Source organism: Saccharomonospora xinjiangensis XJ-54, from assembly GCF_000258175.1.
Taxonomy (GTDB): Bacteria; Actinomycetota; Actinomycetes; order Mycobacteriales; family Pseudonocardiaceae; genus Saccharomonospora; species Saccharomonospora xinjiangensis.
Map to the genome: position 1 here is coordinate 2,060,461 of NZ_JH636049.1, position 18,547 is coordinate 2,079,007.

The window sequence follows — 18,547 nt, forward strand, 5'->3', positions numbered from 1 at the left end:
ACCCGGACCAGGGTACCGGCGCCCTGCCGGGGTGTGTCGGCGAGACAGCGAGGATGCCCAGAGATGGATCACACGTCCCGCATCGACAAGGCGCGCGGCCTGCTGTTCGGCCTCGCCCTCGGTGACTGCCTCGGCGCCCCGTTCGAGGGCAAGGAGGGCGTCACCGACTCCGACATCGTCGCGGCGCAGAACGGCACCGGCGCGCTACGGCACACCGACGACACCGCGCTGGCGCTCGTGCTGGCCCGGCACCTCGCACACCGGCTCGGTGGCAGGCCGAGGAAGGTGGACGGCTGCATCGACGCCGACGTGCTGGCGCGGGAGTTCGCCGAGGCATGGCAGGCCGAACCGTGGCGAGGATATGGCGGCGGCGTCACGAAGTCCTTCGGGCTCATCGTGGCTGGCACCCACTGGCGCAACGCGATCCGCGCCGTGTTCCCCGACGGCTCCTTCGGAAACGGTGGCGCGATGCGTGTGGCGCCGGTCGCGCTCGTCGGCGCGGGTGTGCGGGAGGTCACGGAGCTGGCGCGCCGCAGCGCGGAGGTCACCCACGCACACGACGACGCGCTGCACGGCGCTGTGTGTCAGGCGGTGGCGGCCCACCTTGCCATCCAGCTCGACCCCGCTCAGCCACTCAGTGCAGGTGCCTTCGTCGAGACCGTCCGCGACGCGGTCCCCTCGACACTGTGGGCGAAGAAGTTCGACATCGTCGCCGAGCTGGCCGAACGGGACACCGACCCGGCGGAGGCCTCGGCGGCACTGGGCAACGACGTGTCCGCTCCGGGATCGGTACCGCTCGCTCTGCTGTCGTTCCTACGCCACCCGCGAAGGCCGGACGCCGCCATCAGGTTCGCCATCCGCGCGGGCGGGGACACCGACACCGTGGCGGCCATGGCGGGCGCGCTCGCCGGCGCCCACAGCGGGTACGCCGCGCTGCCGACCCCGGCCGTCAGCAGGCTCGAAGCCGCGAAGCAGCTCCACCTCTATGCCGAACACCTGGCGTGATCGCACGTGAGCCCGCGACACCCGTCGCGGCTCGGTGTCGAACCGTCACCAACCTCGGGGTGACGCAACGCTTGGCCGCGCGGGAAGTGCGGACACGCGTACGTGAAGTGCGGACACGAGACGCAGGGTGTCGTGTCCGCAGTCTGTGCACGGGTGTTTGCATCTCACGGCGCGGACCCGCGTACGGGAAGTGCGGACACGCGTGCAGGAGGTGCGGACACGGCGTCAGGGGCGGCGGGCTCGTTCCAGGTGGCGCGCGAGACTCTCCCTGAGCATGGCGGCGAAGTCCTCCGCCGTGTCGAGGGTGGCCGCGAGTTCCGCACAGCGGCGCTCGGCTCGCTCGGTGAACTCACGCAACCGGCGCAGCTCGCCCTCGTCGAGCGTCGCCGTGCCGCCACCGCCCCGTGGCGCGGGATGGAGCAGATCGAGCAACTCCCTCATCTCGTCGAGCTGAAAACCCAGGGGCTTCATCCTGCGGACGAGTTGCAGGCGGGCAACGTCCGGCTCCGTGTAGAGCCGGAACCCTCCCTGGCTGCGTGCGCTGGGGGCCACCAGTCCGACTTCCTCGTAGTAGCGGATGGTGCGCAGCGAGAGGCCCGTCCTCGCGGACACTTCACCGATGCGCATGTGCTCATCCACGTGATGAACCCTCACTTCCTCGGCCGGTGACATGATCACCGTACTCCTTCTCGATCTTGAGCGCCGACAGTCCACAACGGACTGAAAGTCCACCGGCGGGCCCGAGGAGTGCACGCAAACCTGCCCTAACGTCAGGGTAGGATTCACCTCTGTGACACCTGAGATGTTCGAGTCCGTGGAGGCTTACAACGCCGCCCATCCCGCCAGCCCTTTCCCGGCAGACCGCCACAAGCGAGGTGTGCTGCGCGGCTACCGCGCCGCCATGCGAGGTGTCACCGACGACGTCACGGGTGCGGACTCACGCACGTCGCTCACCGTGGATTTCCTTCCGGGAGGGGCGCCGCTGCCCGACGAGGCCGACCGCGTCGGCAACGTGGTGGCCAGCCATTGGGGCGAGGGACCGGTGTACGTGCTCGCCGAGAACGTGTCGCTGCGCGCCGCGTGGCAGTCGGTGAAGGACGCCTGGCCCACTCACCTTTCCGAGGTGCGCTCTGCGCTGGAGACGCTCGCGACGTCTCGCGCGTGACCCTCGACGCCGAACAAGGGCAGAGCAGGCGTGATCCCCTCGACCGCGACGTCCACCGCCTGGCGGCTCGCCCACTCCGCCCGGCTCAGCCGCATCCGCTGCTCGACCACCGGCGCTGACCGCACCACCCTGCGAAACACGCCGTCGGGCCGGTAGCCGACTCTGCGTGACACGGTCAGCGACGCGGTGTTGTGCTCTGAGAGCCTCTAACGCATTGGCGTTCGATCAGGGAGCGGCGGCCAGGTGGATGGATCGCAAGGCGGAGGGGCGTCCGCGTACTGGAAGTACGTGGGCGGTCTTCCAACGCAGTGAGGCGCCGCCCGGGCGCCGCGAGCCGAACAGACCAATGCGTTGGGGGCTCTGAGGCTCCGGACACAGCGTCTTCCGCGCCGAGGCAGGCGAAGGCGAGATGCAGCACCGCCGCCCTCATCTCGGTGCCGATGCCCTGCCCCTGGTGTGCGAGACCGAGCCACGACCCGGTGCCGACCTCCCGTGTCACAACGAACTGCCGTGCGCGCAGCGACTGCATCCCCACCACGGTTCCGCCGCGCACGACACAGAGGTTGAGGCACCAATCGTCGGGACTCCACTCCGCCAGCGTCCGCCACTGGTGCTGGAGCAGGTCGAGAGCGAGCGCGCCCGGCTCCTGGTCGGTCCAGGCGTGAAGGAATGGCATTACCTCGGGCGGACGCCCCCCCGCAACGCCACTTCGACGAGCGCGGCCAGGTCGGCGTCGTCGGGCACGCGCAGCTCCAGCCTCGATGTCCGAAGCCAGAGTCCGAGCACGGGGAAGTGTTCGACCAGCATCACCGCATCGTCGCGCGGCCCTCCTCGTGACGCATCCGCTTTTCGCGGTACCCCTGTGGCATGGCACGACAATCCACCGCCCTGCCCGCCGCCGTGCGCGCCGACGCCGACACGTTGTGGCGCTACCACGTTCTCGACCACCCCCCGCGCCATACCGACGTCGGTATCGGCCTCGGCAGCCACGACCTCGGGGTGGCCGATCACACGGCGGCCCTCTACCTGGACGGCTGGTTCCCGCTGGTGGTGTTCACGGGCGCGGCCACCCCGACAACGGTCGGTCGCTTCCCACGCGGGGAGGCCGTGCACTACCGGGAACGCGCGCTCGCGCTGGGTGTGCCTGCCGACGCCGTGCTGGTGGAGCCGCACGCTCGCAACACCGGTGACAACATCACGCTCACGCGCGCGTTGCTCGCCGACCAGGATGTCGCCGCGCTGACGGCGACCCTGGTGTGCAAGCCGTACCAGCAACGCAGGGCCTACGCCACGTGCCTCAGGCTGTGGCCGGAGCTTGATGTTCGCTGCTCGGCATCGCATACCGAGCTGGACGACTACCTTGCTGCGATCGGCGATCCTGAACAGGTCGTGCACATGCTCGTCGGCGAGACCCAGCGCGTCACCGCCTACGCCAAGCGTGGGTTCACGGTCGCTCAGGACATGCCACCCGAGGTCGATGCCGCCTTCCGACGTCTCGTGGACGCCGGCTACACCGCGCGGTTGCTGCCGTCGTGACGCAGCGAGCCGAGACGTGCCGACACCCGTACGGGAAGTGCGAACACGCGTGCAGGAAGTGCCGACACGCGTGCGGGAAGTGCGGACACGGCGTCAGGTCAGGCCAGGGCATCGTAGGAACACAGGGGGCGTCCTGTCACATCGTCGTGCCACACCCGGCCACGGACCCCGAACACCGCATACAGCAGGTCCGCATCGACGACCTCCTCAGCGGGCCCTTCGGCGTACACCCCGCCGTCCTTCAACGCAACGACGCGGTCGGCGTAGCGGGCGGCCTGCGCGAGGTCGTGCAGCACGGTCACCACGGTGAGCCCGCGTTCGGCGCGCAGGCGGGCCACGAGGTCGAGCACTTCGATCTGGTGCCGGACGTCGAGGTAGGTGGTCGGCTCGTCGAGCAGCAACAACGGCGCGTCCTGAGCCAGCGCGAGCGCGAGCCGGGCCCGTTGACGTTCGCCGCCGGAGAGCCGGTCAACAGGGGTGTCCGCGAGTGGCTCGACACCGGTGTCGGCCATCGCAAGCAGGACGTGGTCGTCGTCGCCCTCGGCGAGCATCCCGAGCGGGCCGCGCGTCGCGTAGCGGCCCTGGCGCACGAGCTGCCGCACCGTGAGCGACGGCACCGTGGCCGTGGATTGCGGCAGCATCGCCAGCTCGCGAGCGATCTGCCTTCGCGAGTAGGACGGCAGTGGTCTGCCCCGCAACGTCACCGAACCGGTGTCCGGCCGTTGCAGGCCCGCGAACATCCGGAGCAGCGTGGACTTACCGCAACCGTTGCGGCCGACCAGCGCGAGCCATTCCCCTCGCCGCACGTCGAGGTCGATGCCCCGGAGCACGGTGCGGTCGCCGAAGGCGTGGCACAGGCCGCGAGCACCGAGCGGTTCCGTCGGCTGCCCCGGTGACTCCGGAGGCTTCGGTGACTCCGGAGGCTTCGGCGACCCCAGCGAGGTCGGCGGCCCGGACGATTCCGGTGATTTCCGCACCTTCGGCGACCCCAACGACTCCGGAGACGTCGGTGGACTCGGTGACTCCGGAGACCCCGGAGACCCTGGCGGGTTCGGCGAAATCACTGTCCTCACTGTCCTTTCGACGTCGTGACTCTGCGGGCGACGCGGATCAGCACCACCGCGCCCAACACCGCGGTGATCGCCCCAGCCGGAAGGCCGAACTGCCGTTCCGAGCCGGCCACCCATGCCGTGACGCGGGTGGCCACGGTGTCCGCGGCCGACACCGTGATGGCGCCCAGCAGTGCGCTCGCCGGGATGGTGGTGCGATGCGAGGTGCCGACGAGGTACCTCGCACCGTGCGGGGCGAGGAGCCCGACGAAGGCGAGCGCTCCGACGGTGGCGATGGCCACCGAGGCGGACACCACCGCCACGAGCACCGCCACGCCCTGCCAAGGGCGCACGGCAACACCCACCACGGTGGCGTGCTCCGCCCCCACCGAGAGGATGTCGAGCACTCCCGCGATCGCCACGGCCGCGACAAGCACGCCGATCACCCACGGCCACAGCAGGTGCCAGTGCTCCCAGCCCCTGCCGGTCAGCGACCCGATCAACCACTGGGTGATGGCTCCGGCGAGCTGTGGCCGCGCGGTGAGCAGCACGAGCGCCGCCCCCGACAACACGGCCGACACCAGCACGCCCACGACCACGAGCCGTCCCTCGTCCCGCGCGCTGTGTGCGGTGACCAGCCACAACAGCCCGCCACCGGCGATGCCGCCCGCGATCGCCCACACCAGGAGTGCCGACGGCCCGTGCTCGCCACCTGCTCCGAACACGGTGGCCGCGACGGCACCGAGTACCGCGCCGGAGCCGATGCCGGTGACCTCGGGTGAGGCGAGCGGATTGCGCAGGACGGCCTGGAGCACACACCCCGCCACCCCGAGGCACGCACCAGCGCCGATGGCCACCAGCACCCTGGGAAGGCGAAGTTCCAGCACTATCCCGCGCATCAGGTCGTCGCCACCACCCGCGAGTACGGCGAGGCTGTCGGCGCCGGAGGTTCCCGTCGCGAGCTGCACCATCGCCGCAACCGGCAGCAGACCTGCCAGAACGCCGAAGACCACCAACGACCGGGCCTTCATGCCACCGCCCTCCGCGCCGCACGGCGTCGTGCGGCCAGCACCGCTCCGCCTGCCACCCCGACCAGCGCGGTGATACCGCCCACCGGAAGTTCCACGGGATACAAAAGAGTCCTCGCAACGAGGTCGGCCACCACCACCACGAGTGCGCCGACGACCATCGACCAGCCGAACCACACCTTCGGGTCCGCGGTGGGACGCAGCCCGCGAGCGATGTGCGGCGCGAGGAAACCCACCCACGCCACAGGGCCGCAGGGCCCCACCACGGTCGCCACCAGCGCACACGCCACCGCGAGCACAGCCAGACGCGCCCGTCCCGCCGACAGCCCCAGAGCCGTGGCGGTGTCGTCCCCGAGCCGCAGCACAGCGAGCGCGGGTAACGCGGGCACGGCCAGCAGCAGCGCCAGCACGGCTCCGGGCAGCGCGGCGGCCACGGTGTCCCAGGTCGTGCCGGTCAACGAGCCGAGCAGGTAACGCACGAGGACGCCCTGCTCGCGCGAATCCGACAGGGCGACTCCGGACAGCAGCACGGCCGTGAGCGCGGCACTGACGGCCGCGCCCACGAGGAGCACGGCGGCAGGCCCCGCGACGCCGCGAGCGGCGAGCAGCGTGAGACCGCCGCCCGCCAGCGCGCCCGCGAGCGCGGGCACCAGCGGAGCGCCCGGAACGGAGAGCGCGAACACGACGGTCAACGCGACACACGCCGCCGCGCCGCTGGACACCCCGAGGAATTCGGGCACAGCGAGCGGATTCCGCAGCGACTCCTGAAGCAGCAGTCCCGCCGCGCCCAGCACGGCGCCCGCGAACAACCCGAGCACCAGCCGAGGCAGGCGCAGCTCCAGCACCACGACCCGTTCCAGCGAGTCGGCACCCGTGAGCACGTCGAGCAACCGGGCAGGCGCGACGACCGGTTCACCGAGGCACACGGCGGCCGTCAGCACGCCGAGCATGACGACGGCCGCCAGCGACCACGAGCGCCGTCTCCTCACGCGGCAGGCACCGCGCCGAGCGCCTGCTCCACCACCGCCGCGAGTCCGCGCGTGCCCCTGGCCTTGCCCCACAGCGCCGGGTCCATCTCGTGGACGGCGTCCTTCTCGACCGCAGGGATGCGCGACCACACCGGGTTGCCTGCGAGCTGCTCCGACAACGGGCGGTCCGCGTCGGAGAACAGCAACGAGTACACGAACACGACGTCGGGCTCCTTGGCGAGCAACTCCTCGACGCTGTAGTTCGATGCCGTTTCCGCATCGGAACCCCGTGCCGGGAACGGGTAGCGGAAGAGGTGGCGCAAGAGGTCGCCCTTGAGTGACGCGGTCGTGTCAACGCCGATGGCGTCAACGCTGCCGTACACGAGTACGGCCGTGCGTTCGGAGCGGCCGTCGCGGCGCGTCGTCGCGGCGGCGTCGGCGAGCTTCGCGCGGAATCGCTCCTCCTCCGCGACGGCCTCCTCCACCCTGCCGGTGAGCGCGCCGAGCGCACGCAGGTAGCCGACCGACTCCTGCCAGGTGGCGGGTTCGGTGAGCCACAGCGGCGCGAACCGCTCCACGGTCGGCGCGAGACCGTCGTGCACACCGGACAGTCCGATGACGAGGTCCGGCTCCAGTGCGGCGATGCTCTCGACGTCCTCGTTGCCGAACGTTCCCGCGATCACGGGCACCTTCTCGCCGTCCTCACCGAGCAACGCGGGATTGGTGAGCACGTCAGGGTTGCTCGTGCCGACAGGGGTCATGCCCAGGGCGACGACGAGGTCGTCGCAGAGTCCGCTGAGACACACGATGCGTTCCGGCGGCGCGTCCAGCGTCACCGTGTCGCCCTGCGGGTCGGTGACGGTCAGCGAGGCATCGAGCGGCGCCGCCTCGCGTTCGATGCCGGGCAGGTGGTTCTCACCGCGCTCGCGGGAGTCCGACGAGGTCGGCGAGCAGGCGATGCACGAGGTGACGGCGAGTGCGGCCAGCACGGCGATGGCGCTACGTCCAGGCACGGGGCGTCCTTTCAACGGTGGGTGGGACAGTCAGTGGTGGGATGGCGAGGCGGTCCTGGACCTCAGTGAGGAACTCGACCACGCGATGACGACACCGGCGGCGAGCAGCGCGCAGGCGGCGAGCAGCCCGCCGCGCACTCCGGCGCCCGTGACCGCGACGGCTCCGGCGAGTGCGGCTCCGGCGGGGTGGCCCACTCCCCACGCGAGCATGCGTCCTGTGGTGTTGACCCTGGCCTGCATGTCGTCGGGGCTGAGCAGCGCCCGATAGGTGACGGCGCCGACGACCACCACGCTGTGGGAGAGCCCCCAGCAGGCCACCGACACCGCGGCCACGATCCAGTGCGGGGACAGCGCCGTGGCCAGCGCGAACGTCAGCGAACACGGCAGTCCCGCCAGCGCGAGTCGCGCGTGGCCGAACCGCGTGACCAGCCTCGGGGTCACCTTGCCCGCGAGCACACCACCGACGCCCCAGCACGTGAGCAGTACCGCCAGCCGGACATCGCCCGACGGCGCGATGCCGAGCGCGTGATCGGCGAACGGCACAAGCAGCGCCACCCAGGCCCCGCCCGCTGCCGCATGCGTGGCCCCGGTAAGGGTCAGTACGCGCACGACCGGATGCCGCGCGACGAACGCGAGTCCGGCGCGGACGTCGGCGACCACGGCACCGGCCGAGGTCCCCACCCGGCCGCCCTGTCGCGGCGCATGCGAAGAACGTTCACCCGCGCGCTTCACGGAAAGCGGCCGGACAACAGCTCTCAACAGCAGCGCGGACGCCACCGCGAGCAGGGCGTTCAATGCAAGCAGAGGTGCGGGTGCCACCACAGCGACGGCGAGTCCCACCAGCGGTGGCACAGCTATCTCGGTGATCGCCGTTGCCGAGAACACGGTGGAGTAGGCGTCTGTCAGCCGTTCTCGACCCACCAAAGTGGTCAGTGCTGCGAAACCGGCGGCGTCGGCGAACACGAACAACGACTGCACGGCGAATCCCACGGCCAGCACGTGCGCAGCCGTCAGCACGTCCGCCCACCAGGCGATGGCCAGACTCGCGAGCAACGCGGCGGCGAGCAGATCGGCGGCGATGAGCACCGCGCGCCTGGGAATTCTGTCGGCGACGGCTCCCGCAGCGAGTCCGAAAACCAAGTACGGCAGCGCCTCGGCAGCGGCGACCGCCGAGGTCCAGCCTGCCGATCCGGTCAGCCGGTAGGTGAGAACGGGGAGCACGACAACACAGATCAGACCACCGGCCACCGTGACGACTCTCGCCGCGAGGTATCGATGGAAGTCGGCGCGCAGGCCGGGTTCCGGCCAGGGCGACGAGGAGGCCCCGATCCGGGACGCCGTTCTCAGCACATGAAAATCATTACCAATTCAGTGAGACGGGACAACCCCGAACCGGTGTGTCATGACCCACTCTAGATGAAAACGATTCCCGTTGACACCGTTGACGAGAAAGCCGGAGCCGCGCGAGCAGGCGGCACACATCGGCCCCGGTTTCAGTACACGACGTCGAACCGCACCATCAGAGTCTCGATGGCGTGCTTGGTCTGCTCCACCGTCTGCGCCGACAGCTCCAACTGCGTCCGCACACTCTCGCTGTAGCCGCCGACCTCGTCGTACGCTCCCGTGCCACCAAGGCTGTTCTGAAGCAGCTCGGACAGCCCCGACGCCATCGACAGCGCATGCTGGATAGCGTTGTGGATGTTCGTACAGTTCTCCACACCCAGGTAGAGCTGAGCCAACGTCTCCTCGTGTGTCGCCATGTCGTCATCCTGTTCGTCGCGTCGTTCGCTCATCCCACCCAGCACCTCAGCACACGAGGACCGCCTTCGGGGCCGGGATGGGCGAGGACCGTTACCGGATCACGACGTGAGCCCCACCGCCTTGGCGAGGAGTTCCACCGAGCGAAGCCGCTGGGTGACGGAAGGCGACTGGTGTGCCGTGATCAACTCGTCGGCGTCCGCGTGCAAAGCGAAGTCCTCAAGGAATGCCCTGACCTGGTCGGGCACACCCACGGCCGTGTACTTCACCATGTTGAGCAGCTGCGCACCCTGTGGCGAGGCGAGCACCATGTCCGCCTCCTCGTCGGTGAACGTGCGACCCCTGCCCAGCAGCAGGCTCACCCGCTGGCGCTTCATGGTGAGGAACTGCTCCTGCGCCGACTCCTCGTCGTCGGCCGCGATCACGTTGACCCCCGCGATGACGTAGGGCTCGGCGAGCTGCTCCGACGGCTGGAACTGCTCCCGGTACACGGCCACGGCCTGCCGCAGAGCGTCCGGCGCGAAGTGCGACGCGAAGGAGTATGGAAGACCGAGCGCGGCGGCGAGCTGTGCGCCGAAGAGCGACGACCCGAGGATGTAGAGCGGCACGTTCGTGCCCTTGCCGGGGATCGCGTCAACGCCGGGAATGAGCGACTCGCCACGCAGGTACCCCGCGAGTTCCCGCACGTCCTGCGGGAAGGCGTCCGCCGACATCGGGTCACGGCGGAGCGCGCGCAGGGTCTTCTGATCGGTGCCGGGCGCGCGGCCGAGTCCGAGGTCGATGCGCCCCGGATGCAGCGCCTCCAGTGTGCCGAACTGCTCGGCGATCGTGAGCGGCGAGTGGTTGGGCAGCATGACGCCACCCGCGCCGAGGCGGATGCTGCTCGTGTGCGCGGCGACGTGGGCGATGACCACGCTGGTGGCCGAGGACGCGATGGAGGGGAAGTTGTGGTGCTCGGCGTACCAGACCCTGCGGTACCCGGTCTCCTCGGCGCGCCGGGCCAGCGCAACGCTCGCCTCCAATGCCTGCCTCGGCGTCTCGTTCCTGCCGAACGTGGCGAGATCCAGGATCGAGTAGTTGACGGTCACGGGGCATCCCTTCGGCACGACGATGCGGAGCAAGTGCTCCGCTCCACTGTACCGGCAACCGGAGCACCCGCTCCGGTAAGCACCTACGATGAGAGCCATGACTCAGCAGCTCGGGAGGCGCGGAACACAGCCGAGACGTCGGGATGCCCTCGGCAATCGAGAGGCGATCCTCTCGGCGGCTGCTGCCGTGTTCTCCGAGCGTGGCCGAGCTGTGGACGTCAGGGAGATCGCCCGCTGCGCCGGGGTCGGCATGGGCACGCTGTACCGGCATTTCCCCTCCAAGGACGCCCTCATCGAGACACTGCTCGCCGACAGCTACGCGCGCTGGGTCGAGGAAGCGCGACGCTCGGCACGGGAACGCCCCACAGCATGGGAGGCACTGGAGGGCTTCGTCTCCGAAGCCCTCACCTACCAGCGGCGCGACCGGGCGCTGCTGGAGAACCTGGCCTCGGCGACGACCGACGCGGCGGGGCTCTCCGTGTGCCAGAGGTCGCTGCGCCCCCTCGTGGCCGAGCTCGTCGCCGCCGCACACGCCGAGAAAGCGCTCAGGGAAGGCGTCACAGCCGAGGACGTCCTCGGCCTGCTCGCCGCTCTCGGCAGGCTCGTCGAACTCGACCTCCCCACCATTTCCCGCTGCCTCGACATCGCGCTCACCGGGTTGCGTCACGGTCCGGCCCTCGGCGGGTGACTCCGACCGCGTGCTCTGCAGCGCGTGACGAAGCCCGGCGGGCGATGCCGTGTGCTCCTAGACTCGGCGATAGCACCAGGCTACGAGGGCAGGTGGGAACCATCTCCGGCATCGTCGCCGCACACGGCCCCTTCGATCCGCTCGAAGGCATGCGCATGCTCGACCGGCTGGCCCATCGCGGCCCCGACGGGCAGGGCAGCCACGCGCTCGACGACGCCTGGCTCGGCCATCGCAGGCTCGCCGTCGTTGACCTGGAAGGCGGCGCGCAGCCGCTGCGCGACCCGGCGGGCAGGTACTGGCTCGTCGGCGACGGCGAGATCTACAACCACGAGCGGCTGCGCACGGAACTCGAGGACAAGGGCCACGTCTTCCGCACACGCACCGACCAGGAAAGCGCCCTTCACCTCATCGAAGCGGACGGACTCACGGCGCTGTCGCGGCTGTGGGGCATGTTCGCGCTCGCGGGCGCCGCGCTGGACGGGCGGTTCTTCGCCGCCCGCGACACGCTGGGCATCGCGCCGCTGTACTGGGCCCGCCACCACGACACGGCGGTCTTCGCGAGCGAACTCAAGGCATTCGACCCGAACCGCCGCCCCGACGTCGAGCCCTTCCCTCCCGGCCACGTCTGGACCCCGGAGGACGGGCTGAGGCCGTTCGACGTGCTCACCGACGCCGCAGCACCCGGTGCCGCCGCGCAGCACGAAGCCGATCCGCCGGAAGAGGTCCTCGCCGACATCCGGGACACCCTGATCAGGGCGGTCGAGCGGCTCCTCGTCGCCGACGTGCCGGTGGGCGCCCTGCTCTCCGGTGGTCTCGACTCCAGCATCGTCACCGCCATCGCGGCAAGGCACGCCCACCGCGCGGGACGGCGTTTCCCCACTTTCTCCGTCGGTCTCGCAGGCAGCGCCGACCTCGCCGCCGCACGCCAGGTCGCCGAGGAACTCGGCACCGACCATCACGAACGGGTCTACACCGACGACGAGCTCATCGACTGGGTGCCCGAGGTGATCAGGGTGATCGAGTCGTTCGACCCCTCGCTGGTGCACAGTTCCGTGCCCAACCTGCTGGTGTCCAAGCTCGCGGCGCGCACGGTGAAGGTGGTGCTCATCGGCGAGGGTGCCGACGAACTCTTCGCGGGCTACGGCTACTACAGCGAGATCGAGAGCGACACCGAACTGCACGAGGAGTTGCTCTCCACCATCCACGGCCTTCACATCGGTGGTCTGCAAAGGGTCGATCGCGTCGCCGGTGCGACGGGGCTCGAACCCAGAACCCCGTTCCTCGACCTCGACGTCGTGCGACTCGGCCTCAGCCTGCCTGCCCGCTGGAAACTCAGCGACGACCGAGCCGAGAAATGGTTGCTGCGCAAGGCGTTCGAGGGCTGGCTGCCCGAGAACGTGCTGTGGCGGCCGAAACAGCAGTTCGGCCAGGGCACCGGCGCCAGAGACGTCCTCGGCGAGTACTACGCGGGGACGGTGCGGGACGAGGAGTTCGAGGCCGAACGCGATGTGCTCGACCCGCCACTGCGGTCGAGGGAGGAACTCGCGTACTACCGCCTGTTCCAGAGGGAACTCACGGGCGTCGATCCCGCACATCTCGTCGGCCGCTTCGCGGGCTGGTGACGTCTTCCCTCCGAGGGTCAGCGGAACTCCGCGACGACGAACGCCCCGCCCGGGTTGGTCCGGACGGGGCGTTCGCATCACGCGCACGCGCGCGGGATCGAGCAGGCCGGCACCGGCTCGCGGTGCCTCGCGTCGGGGATCAGGCCGTCGGCGTCGCCTCCTCGCCGAGGTTCATGGTGCCTCCGAGCAGGTCCGAGCCGAAGAGCATGTCGAAGGAACCCATCGGCAGCATGTCGGCCGAAAGGGAGAACTGCGGGAGCGACTCCTGCGCGGGCTGAGCCTGCTGAGCCTGCTGGTCGGCGGGCTGAGCCTCCTGCGCCGCGCCCTCGCTCTGCTGCTCGGCCGGCGTGACCGCCTCCGCCTGCTGCGGAACCAGCTCGGCCTGGGGCATCTGGCCGGGAGTGGCCGCGGTCTCCGGCGGGGCCGCCAATGCGACGCCCGAACCCACCGACAGCGCCGCAGCGGCAAGGAATGCGCTCGCCAGCACACGCCGAGTACGAATCATGGTGCCTCCTTGGTCGTCTTTCGCAGTGCACTGAGCCTGCGATGTCGAACGCTAATCAGCGAATCCGCTTCCTGCCGTGCGGTTACCGCATCAGGCGACACCCACGCGGAGGCGTCCACAGTGTCCACCGCGTCCACAGTGTCCACCGCGTCCACTGTGTCCACTCGGACGACAAGGAACCGCACCAGGAGTCCCTTTCGAGGTTCTCGCTCGGAGGAGGACGACCACTCAGCCGGGTCCTGCGGCATCCGAGGAGTCGCGGGCTGCCAGGTGAGCCACACACAGCGACGGCTCCACGAAGGGTTCGAGACGTTCCGCCGTGACGGGCGCGCCGACTTCGGACAGCACGCCCCGCATCAAGCCGAGGTGCAGTGAGCACACCACGTCGGTGTGTGACTCGGCGATCTCCCGGAACGGGCAGTGCCGCAGCGGCAACGTCCGGGGGAGATGCTCGTCCACCTCGCCCGTTGTGAAACCCAGATCGGCGAGCACAGTCGTCAGGCGCCGGATCGCCGCCTCCGCGTCGATCCGCTCGAACGGGGCAGGACGCTCCGCCAGGTAACGCCCCCACTGCTCTCCCGCCGCGAGTGCGGCCTCTCGCGGGTCGGGCACCACGTGATCGACCAGGGTACTGAGCATGGCGGCGAGAAGCCGGTAGCTGCGCGGACCGGCCTGTTCCGTGGCCACCGCCGCGTACACCACCCTGGGGCGGCCGGGCCGCTGCCGGTCCTCCGCGCGGCGCTCGGCAAGCCCAGCCTCCACGAGGCCGTCGAGGTGAAACCGGGCGGTGTTGAGGTGCAGACCGGCCCGCTCGGCCACCTCCCGCACCCCGAGCGGAGCCCCTGCCACGCGCAGCAACTCCAGCACCCGCGCTCTGCTCTCTCCGAGCGCGGGGCCAGACGCGGAGTCGATCAGCGGCTTCCGGTGCATGCGCTCAATCGTAAACCCCAACGCCATCGTGCTATCGACGTCGCGTCGTCCGACTCATCCGACCTGCGCAGTTCAGAGGGCCGAGATTTGTGACGATCGGCTTCGGCTAAACTCGCAAGCGACGGATTCCCCAGCGGAAGGAACGTCCATGGCTCCCGGGCTCGCGGTGGCGACAGCGGCAGTGTTCGTATGGCTGGGCATGGTGCTGGCGATCTCGTTCCTCGAAGCGCCGTTGAAGTTCAGGGCCCCCGGTGTGACGATCCCCATCGGGCTCGGTATCGGCAGGCTCGTCTTCCGCGCGCTCAACATCTCCGAGGCCGTTCTCGCGATCACAGCCGTGATCGCTTCGGCGGTCCACCCGCCGGAGTCGTCCGTCCTGGTGGCGGGCTCCGTGGCGCTCGCGGCACTCGCCGTGCAACTCGTCGCCGTGCGCCCGAGGTTGACCCGCCGTTCCGACCGGGTACTCGCGGGCGAGGATGTCCCGAGGTCGCGAAGCCACTACGTCTACGTCGCGCTCGAAGGGGTCAAGACCATCGCCCTCATCACAACCGGCGTTCTGCTCCTGATGCTCTGACCGATCGGAAAGGATGGCACAGCCATGCTGTCGCACTCACTGGTTTCGCTCGCTGACGAATTGCTCGCCGACGCGCGCGCCGCTCACACCGGACGCAGCGCGAAAACCCTCCACGGAGGACGCGACCACGCGCTCCGGCAGACACTCCTCGCCTTCGCGGCGGGGAAGCGGACGGGCAAGCACGAAAGCCCCGGTGAGGCCACCCTCCAGGTGTTGCGTGGCAAGGTAGTGCTCTCGACCGACGACGGCGTGTGGGAGGGCACCGAAGGCGAGTACCTCGTTCTTCCCGCACAGCAACACGATCTCGAAGCCGTCGAGGACGCCGTCGTACTCCTCACAACGGCCGTGACCACGCACTCGGAGGCGTGACTCGCGCCGCCTTTCCCACCTCCGTGGGAGGAGTTCCCCCTCGTAGCGGGAGGAGAGTCATGCGCTCCTGCCGCGAGGCTGGAGCGCATGACCACTCGCGAAGCAAACACGCCCGCCGCTGTCGGTGTGCTGGGGTTCGCCCTCGCCGTTTTCTACGCGATTTTCGTGCGCTTCTACCACGCGGCAGGTGGAACGATCGGCATGGGCGGTCTGGTGCCCCGCGATCTGCCCACCTTCCAGTTCGCGTCGTTCGTCGCTGGCCTCATCATTCTCCTCGGCGGAGTCGCCTGCCTGATGCTCACCAGGCCCGCGCTGCGCCGTGTCCCTGCGTGGGTGCCGGTGCTCGGCGGGCGTGAGCTGCCGACCGCGCTCATGGCCACCCTGTGTGGAGTGCCCGTGCTGGTCGGCGGCGTGTACGCCGTGATCCACGGGCTCGGTGGTTTCGGCGCGAATCTGCTCTCGGTGCTCGGTTTCGCCGAAATCCCGATTCCCGCGGATGCGTGGCTGAATCTCGACTCGTCCACAATGTCCTGGTGGGAGCTGTTCTTCTACGAGCCGTGGTTCGTCACCATGGGGATGTGCCTGCTTCTCAGCGCCCGCCGCTATGCCCTCGACAAGGGCGTCGCGGCCGCGACCGCCCGGCGCGTCGGCTTCGTGTGCACAGCATTGCTGCTCGCCGGTGGAGCGGCGTTCGTCTGGATGATCGTTTCGCACAACCTGCTTGTGCTGTGAGTTCTGTCGGGCCGGTGCAGGACGAGGAAGGCAACTCCGTGCGGCAGGCAGGGGTTCGCGCGTAGCGTGGCTTCCGGCACGCTACCGCACTGGAGGCCGACGATGCATTCGGAGATCGACTCGGTCCGCCTGCCCTGCGGCGTCACGCTCGGGGTCGAGCATTTCGGTGCTGTGGCAGCACCTCTCGTGCTCCTCGCAGGCGGACCGACCATGTTCTCGTGGCCCGACGCCCTCTGCGAAGCACTCGCTCGCGGGGGACGCCACGTCGTTCGATACGACCTTCGTGACTCCGGCGCATCGACCACGGTGGACCCCGGCGCGCCGAGCTACACGTTGCGAGATCTCGCCGCCGACGCCGCCGCGCTCGCGCGAGCACTCGGCCACTGGCCCGCACACCTGGCAGGCATCGGCGTCAGCGGGATGGTCGCCCAGGTCGCCGTGCTCGACCGTCCGGACGCGTTCTCGGCACTCACCCTCGCCGGGACACGCCCCGTCGCACCGGGTCCGATCGACGAGGATCTTCCCGACCACGACCCCGGCACGATAGGCCGGTTGTTCGCGCTCCCGATGCCCGGCTGGTCCGACCGCGCCGCGGTGACGGAATTCGCCGCGGCCAGAGCGGCAATCCTCGGCGACGACCCCGATGCGGCGCGCCGAACCGCCGGACGTGTCTACGACCGGACGCAGGGAACCGAGCCCGAAGTACACCTGGCCAATCAGTTGGGCATGGTGTTCGCCAGACTCGACTGCGCACCACGCTGGCGTGAGCGCCTGCCCGAGCTCGCGATGCCGACGCTCGTGGTGCACGGTCGTCGCGACCCGTTCTTCCCTGTCGGCAACGGCGAAGCGCTGGCGCGTGAGATCCCCGGCGCGCGACTGCTCGTGCTCGAACAGGCCGCGACCGCGATCCCCGACGCGGCGGCTGACGAGGTGGCGTCGGCGATGCTCGCGCTGTAGCCGTCGGCCGCGATGTTCCTGCTAGCGTGCGGGAATTCGAGCGGAAGGCACGCGGACTCCATCCGGTGAGAACGGCGCCGGGGACGGGAAGTGCCGACGTTCGCGGGTACTGGGGAGTGCTGATGGCCGAGTCGGCCCGGGTACGGCGATTGACCGACTACGAGCGACGTCGCATGCGGGAGTACCAACCGCGAGGAGGAGGTTCGCTCCGCAGGGTTCGGCAGGAGCTCTTCAGCACGAAGCGAGTGGCGATCGTTCTGTACTCCTCGCGGGGATTGCCGGTGCCGGAGATCGCCAGGGCGATGTCCACCGACGAGGACTACGTGCGGTATGTGATCTCCGCGTTCAACGAGCGGGGGCTTGCCGCGCTCGGTCTCCCTCCCGACACACGCAGGGGTTGGAAGAATCCCCGGAACCGCAGGAAATTCGCGAGGTGGCTCGCCGGGCTTGTCGCCGTGGCCGCGCTCGTCGTCGGGTTCCGCCACGGGCTCTGGGACAGCATCGTGCACTGGTGGCGGCGGGGCGAGGCAGCCGGGCAGGAAACGCTCTGGGGACTCCCGATGCTGTGGTGGGGCAGGATCGGGAAGTTCCTCCAGTTCGCGGCCGGGCTGGCGGCTCTGCTGGACATCTACGGACCCGAACGCCTGGCGCGGCTGGCGAACCGCACCGCGAAACGTGCACGCAATGCCAGGAAGATGATCCGGCTGGCTCGGATCGGTCGGCGGGTGTATCACCGCGAGGAGCATCTCAGGACCGCGCTCCACCACGATCTCGGCGAGGCCGCACACGACGATCCCCCACCCGGCGATGGCGAGGTCAAACTCGGCCCGTTCGAGCACTCGTTCGCGCGGCACCCCCGCTACGCCGAGCTCCTGGCGAAGCTGCACCACGCCTACGGCGGGAAGTCCCTCTGCGGCACGTGCGTCGAGAACGTGGTGGCCACATCCCCGTACACGGCCGCCGGGGGTGGAAGGAAACGGCTGTGGGACTGCGAACACGGGGCACTCGCGTTCCACACGCACGTGGAGGACTTCCTGCACCGGGACCTCAGCCCCGACGAGAGAGTGGCCCGCCGCATGCTCGACCAGTCCACGTTCCGGCTGTTCTCGTTCGTCTTCTCCAGCACGCTGTTGTCCATGGCTCCCGCCCTGCTCTTCTGGGAACTGCTGGATGCCCAACTGCTCGGCATGCTCCTCTCGACTGGGATCATGATGCTGATCATGCTGAGCGGCATCGCCTCGTCATACGGCTACAGCGAGACCCACGGAGCCTTCCGAAGCTTCCTCTCGCGGACGTTCGCTGCGATGTCGCCCTCGGCGCTGCCGATCCTGTTCGCCGCGGGCGGGTGGCGGATCGTCTCCATCGCGCTCGCGGGCGTGGTGCGACTACTGGACCACCCCTCACCCGGCCGACCGCTGCGCAAACTCGCGTTCCTGCTGTTCCTCGTCGGGTTCTTCCTCGACGTGCTGGCAAGCTGACACCGCATTCTCCGCGTCCCGCCTACCGGCTGTGTGGGCCGCCTCGGTCCCTCTTCCGCACACCTCGTGGCGAGTGCGTGCC

The 18,547-nt window shown here is 69.7% G+C and carries 23 protein-coding genes; 11 read left to right on the plus strand and 12 right to left on the minus strand.

Annotated elements, in window-relative coordinates; translation table 11 throughout:
• The first annotated feature begins 63 nt into the window (after positions 1 to 63).
• Positions 64 to 1,005: an ADP-ribosylglycohydrolase family protein gene (locus tag SACXIDRAFT_RS08900; protein WP_006238217.1), complete on the plus strand. Its 942-nt coding sequence runs from the start codon at positions 64 to 66 to the stop codon at positions 1,003 to 1,005.
• Between the two features lie 225 nt (positions 1,006 to 1,230).
• On the opposite strand, the gene SACXIDRAFT_RS08905 is transcribed toward SACXIDRAFT_RS08900, so the two are convergent.
• On the minus strand, positions 1,231 to 1,677 hold the full coding sequence (locus tag SACXIDRAFT_RS08905) for a MerR family transcriptional regulator (protein ID WP_006238218.1): 447 nt from the start codon (positions 1,675 to 1,677) through the stop codon (positions 1,231 to 1,233).
• Positions 1,678 to 1,795: 118 nt separating this feature from the next.
• Between SACXIDRAFT_RS08905 and SACXIDRAFT_RS08910 the strand changes: the two genes are divergently transcribed.
• Positions 1,796 to 2,170 carry a hypothetical protein gene (locus SACXIDRAFT_RS08910; RefSeq protein ID WP_006238219.1) on the plus strand — a complete coding sequence of 125 codons (375 nt, stop codon included), beginning with the start codon at positions 1,796 to 1,798 and terminating at the stop codon, positions 2,168 to 2,170.
• 175 nt (positions 2,171 to 2,345) lie between these two features.
• Here SACXIDRAFT_RS08910 and SACXIDRAFT_RS21770 read toward each other — a convergent pair whose 3' ends face one another.
• On the minus strand, positions 2,346 to 2,846 hold the full coding sequence (locus SACXIDRAFT_RS21770) for a GNAT family N-acetyltransferase (RefSeq protein WP_050986918.1): 501 nt from the start codon (positions 2,844 to 2,846) through the stop codon (positions 2,346 to 2,348).
• On the minus strand, positions 2,846 to 2,977 hold the full coding sequence (locus SACXIDRAFT_RS23695) for a hypothetical protein (RefSeq protein ID WP_269730633.1): 132 nt from the start codon (positions 2,975 to 2,977) through the stop codon (positions 2,846 to 2,848). Before SACXIDRAFT_RS23695 ends, SACXIDRAFT_RS21770 begins: the two co-directional genes overlap by 1 nt.
• A gap of 60 nt (positions 2,978 to 3,037) precedes the next feature.
• Here SACXIDRAFT_RS23695 and SACXIDRAFT_RS08920 point away from each other — a divergent pair, with 60 nt between their 5' ends.
• Positions 3,038 to 3,706 carry a YdcF family protein gene (locus tag SACXIDRAFT_RS08920; protein WP_006238220.1) on the plus strand — a complete coding sequence of 223 codons (669 nt, stop codon included), beginning with the start codon at positions 3,038 to 3,040 and terminating at the stop codon, positions 3,704 to 3,706.
• A gap of 98 nt (positions 3,707 to 3,804) precedes the next feature.
• Here the strand turns inward: SACXIDRAFT_RS08920 and SACXIDRAFT_RS08925 are convergent, their stop codons facing one another.
• A complete protein-coding gene (locus SACXIDRAFT_RS08925) occupies positions 3,805 to 4,536 on the minus strand; it encodes an ABC transporter ATP-binding protein (protein WP_232285276.1) in 732 nt (243 codons plus the stop codon).
• Here SACXIDRAFT_RS08925 and SACXIDRAFT_RS23550 point away from each other — a divergent pair.
• Positions 4,523 to 4,798, plus strand: a complete 276-nt coding sequence (locus SACXIDRAFT_RS23550) for a hypothetical protein (protein ID WP_232285277.1) — start codon at positions 4,523 to 4,525, stop codon at positions 4,796 to 4,798. The two genes, SACXIDRAFT_RS08925 and SACXIDRAFT_RS23550, sit on opposite strands and share 14 nt — an antisense overlap.
• Here the strand turns inward: SACXIDRAFT_RS23550 and SACXIDRAFT_RS08930 are convergent.
• The 6 genes from SACXIDRAFT_RS08930 to SACXIDRAFT_RS08955 form a co-directional block, all read right to left on the minus strand.
• Complete coding sequence (locus tag SACXIDRAFT_RS08930) at positions 4,776 to 5,786, minus strand: FecCD family ABC transporter permease (RefSeq protein ID WP_006238222.1); 1,011 nt, start codon at positions 5,784 to 5,786, stop codon at positions 4,776 to 4,778. The two genes, SACXIDRAFT_RS23550 and SACXIDRAFT_RS08930, sit on opposite strands and share 23 nt — an antisense overlap.
• Entirely contained in the window at positions 5,783 to 6,772 is a 990-nt protein-coding gene (locus tag SACXIDRAFT_RS08935) for a FecCD family ABC transporter permease (RefSeq protein ID WP_232285278.1), read from the minus strand. The genes SACXIDRAFT_RS08930 and SACXIDRAFT_RS08935 overlap by 4 nt, the downstream gene beginning before the upstream one ends.
• Positions 6,769 to 7,764, minus strand: a complete 996-nt coding sequence (locus tag SACXIDRAFT_RS08940) for an ABC transporter substrate-binding protein (protein WP_006238224.1) — start codon at positions 7,762 to 7,764, stop codon at positions 6,769 to 6,771. The genes SACXIDRAFT_RS08935 and SACXIDRAFT_RS08940 overlap by 4 nt, the downstream gene beginning before the upstream one ends.
• A gap of 30 nt (positions 7,765 to 7,794) precedes the next feature.
• Complete coding sequence (locus tag SACXIDRAFT_RS08945; protein WP_006238225.1) at positions 7,795 to 9,114, minus strand: MFS transporter; 1,320 nt, start codon at positions 9,112 to 9,114, stop codon at positions 7,795 to 7,797.
• Positions 9,115 to 9,257: 143 nt separating this feature from the next.
• Positions 9,258 to 9,524, minus strand: coding sequence for a hypothetical protein (locus SACXIDRAFT_RS08950; RefSeq protein ID WP_006238226.1), 267 nt, complete (start codon positions 9,522 to 9,524; stop codon positions 9,258 to 9,260).
• Positions 9,525 to 9,623: 99 nt separating this feature from the next.
• Positions 9,624 to 10,610, minus strand: coding sequence for an LLM class flavin-dependent oxidoreductase (locus SACXIDRAFT_RS08955; protein ID WP_040922553.1), 987 nt, complete (start codon positions 10,608 to 10,610; stop codon positions 9,624 to 9,626).
• Between the two features lie 97 nt (positions 10,611 to 10,707).
• On the opposite strand from SACXIDRAFT_RS08955, the gene SACXIDRAFT_RS08960 reads away from it, so the two are divergent.
• Together SACXIDRAFT_RS08960 and asnB are read left to right on the plus strand one after the other, a co-directional pair.
• Complete coding sequence (locus SACXIDRAFT_RS08960) at positions 10,708 to 11,298, plus strand: TetR/AcrR family transcriptional regulator (RefSeq protein ID WP_006238228.1); 591 nt, start codon at positions 10,708 to 10,710, stop codon at positions 11,296 to 11,298.
• Between the two features lie 92 nt (positions 11,299 to 11,390).
• The gene (gene asnB, locus SACXIDRAFT_RS08965; protein ID WP_006238229.1) at positions 11,391 to 12,920 is read left to right on the plus strand and encodes an asparagine synthase (glutamine-hydrolyzing); all 1,530 of its coding nucleotides are present in this window, start codon (positions 11,391 to 11,393) and stop codon (positions 12,918 to 12,920) included.
• Positions 12,921 to 13,059: 139 nt separating this feature from the next.
• On the opposite strand, the gene SACXIDRAFT_RS08970 is transcribed toward asnB, so the two are convergent.
• Both SACXIDRAFT_RS08970 and SACXIDRAFT_RS08975 read right to left on the minus strand, forming a co-directional pair.
• The gene (locus tag SACXIDRAFT_RS08970) at positions 13,060 to 13,425 is read right to left on the minus strand and encodes a hypothetical protein (RefSeq protein ID WP_006238230.1); all 366 of its coding nucleotides are present in this window, start codon (positions 13,423 to 13,425) and stop codon (positions 13,060 to 13,062) included.
• Between the two features lie 228 nt (positions 13,426 to 13,653).
• Positions 13,654 to 14,355, minus strand: coding sequence for a helix-turn-helix transcriptional regulator (locus tag SACXIDRAFT_RS08975; RefSeq protein WP_050986920.1), 702 nt, complete (start codon positions 14,353 to 14,355; stop codon positions 13,654 to 13,656).
• A 148-nt stretch (positions 14,356 to 14,503) separates the two neighbouring features.
• Here SACXIDRAFT_RS08975 and SACXIDRAFT_RS08980 point away from each other — a divergent pair, with 148 nt between their 5' ends.
• The 5 genes from SACXIDRAFT_RS08980 (at position 14,504) to SACXIDRAFT_RS23285 (ending at position 18,465) form a co-directional block, all read left to right on the plus strand.
• Positions 14,504 to 14,929: a hypothetical protein gene (locus SACXIDRAFT_RS08980; protein ID WP_006238233.1), complete on the plus strand. Its 426-nt coding sequence runs from the start codon at positions 14,504 to 14,506 to the stop codon at positions 14,927 to 14,929.
• Between the two features lie 24 nt (positions 14,930 to 14,953).
• Complete coding sequence (locus tag SACXIDRAFT_RS08985) at positions 14,954 to 15,298, plus strand: cupin domain-containing protein (protein WP_006238234.1); 345 nt, start codon at positions 14,954 to 14,956, stop codon at positions 15,296 to 15,298.
• A gap of 87 nt (positions 15,299 to 15,385) precedes the next feature.
• Positions 15,386 to 16,030 (plus strand): hypothetical protein, encoded by a 645-nt coding sequence (locus SACXIDRAFT_RS08990; RefSeq protein WP_006238235.1) that lies wholly within the window; start codon positions 15,386 to 15,388, stop codon positions 16,028 to 16,030.
• A gap of 102 nt (positions 16,031 to 16,132) precedes the next feature.
• Positions 16,133 to 16,987 (plus strand): alpha/beta fold hydrolase, encoded by an 855-nt coding sequence (locus SACXIDRAFT_RS08995; protein ID WP_006238236.1) that lies wholly within the window; start codon positions 16,133 to 16,135, stop codon positions 16,985 to 16,987.
• Between the two features lie 122 nt (positions 16,988 to 17,109).
• Positions 17,110 to 18,465 carry a helix-turn-helix domain-containing protein gene (locus SACXIDRAFT_RS23285; protein ID WP_006238237.1) on the plus strand — a complete coding sequence of 452 codons (1,356 nt, stop codon included), beginning with the start codon at positions 17,110 to 17,112 and terminating at the stop codon, positions 18,463 to 18,465.
• Positions 18,466 to 18,547 lie beyond the last annotated feature (82 nt).